The following is a 1549-nucleotide window of genomic DNA, read 5'->3' on the forward strand; positions in this document are numbered from 1 at the left end:
AGCTGATTCCGTGAGGATGAAAGTTGAAGCTCTTTTGAAACAGAATACAGGTCGTAACGTAAGTGAACACAGAGTAGCCTCGTTAGTGACGTTATTAATGCAGTTGGTGAGATGGTCAAGAACAAGCGAAACCTATAACTGATTGAGAAGAAATGGAAATATGCATCAATCAGGACTGCCGGGGTCGTAATGGCGACATGTATTTAAAGGGTATGTGTATGAACAAGGGAGGTCTTATATATCAGGATCGGTGATCTTAAATGGTTTTCTATAAGGTAATCCCGAAGTGAAAACCAGATATGTAAGAAGTCGGATATGCCCATAGTAGTGCTGATCGAAAGGACAACATAACCTTTCAGGAGCGAAGGGGCATTGGAACAGATAATGTTTCCGAAGAGAGGAGTATTTTCAAATTGAGCGAGTCTCTAGAAATGAAAAGAAAATCACAAATGAGTGATGATGAAAGAGTACGAGACTTTCAGAGGAAACTATATCGAAAAGCCAAGCAGGAGGAATCTTTTAGGTTTTATGTATTGTACGACAAGATAAGACTGCCTTATGTACTGCGAGAAGCCTATAGACGGTGTAAACGTAATGGGGGCAGTCCCGGTGTTGATGGTGTTGACTTTACTCGAATTGAGCGTGAGGGTGCCGATGAGTTTCTAAAATCCATCAGGGAGGAACTGGAAACAGAATCCTATAAACCCATGATGGTCAGAAGGGTGTTTATCCCTAAGGCCAATGGAAAACAAAGACCCCTTGGAATTCCCACAATCAAAGATCGTGTTATCCAGGCTGCATGTAAGATGATAATAGAGCCAATATTTGAAGCTGATTTTCAGGAGCAATCCTACGGGTTCAGGCCGAAAATGTCCGCCGATAAGGCTATAGGGGCTATAAAGCAGAACTTGAAAGAGGGAAGAGATCATGTATTTGATGCAGATCTGAGTTCCTACTTTGATACGATTCCTCATGACAAACTCATGAAGGTTCTTGCTGTGAGAATAGCAGATAAGAAAGTTCTTCATCTGATTAAAATGTGGCTGAAAGCTCCCATTAAAGATAATGATGGGAATGTTAACGGAGGTAGGAAGAATAAGACAGGTACTCCTCAAGGAGGAGTCATCAGTCCACTACTTGCCAATGTGTATCTGAATATCTTGGATAAAGCTGTGAACCGGATGAATGGAATCTATAAGCGCAAAGGAGTTAAAATTATTCGCTATGCAGATGATTTTATTCTGATGGGTAAATTTATTCCGGATTCTGTGTTGGAATATACAGCTGGTATTCTTGATAAACTGGAATTGGAAATCAATGTTGAAAAGAGCAGGCTTGTTAAAGCCCGTCTTGAACCTTTTGATTTTCTTGGTTTCACATTCAGGTATGACAGGGATAAACAAGGGCGACCATTTAAATACTGGAATGTTGTTCCGTCCAAGAAGTCTGAATCAAGATTGATTGATAATCTGAGGACTTATCTGAATACTCATAGTACAACAAATAGTAGATGGCTGTGCCGAAATATGAACATGAAAATTGGGGGCTG

The 1549-nt window shown here is 40.4% G+C and carries 1 protein-coding gene; it reads left to right on the plus strand.

Annotated features, from left to right (window positions below):
- Window positions 1-431: 431 nt before the first annotated feature.
- A partial coding sequence (gene ltrA, locus DV872_RS26025; protein ID WP_114632892.1) for a group II intron reverse transcriptase/maturase occupies window positions 432-1549 on the plus strand: 1118 nt, incomplete at its 3' end.

It is taken from the genome of Oceanispirochaeta sp. M1 (assembly GCF_003346715.1).
In the GTDB taxonomy this organism is placed as follows: Bacteria; Spirochaetota; Spirochaetia; order DSM-2461; family DSM-2461; genus Oceanispirochaeta.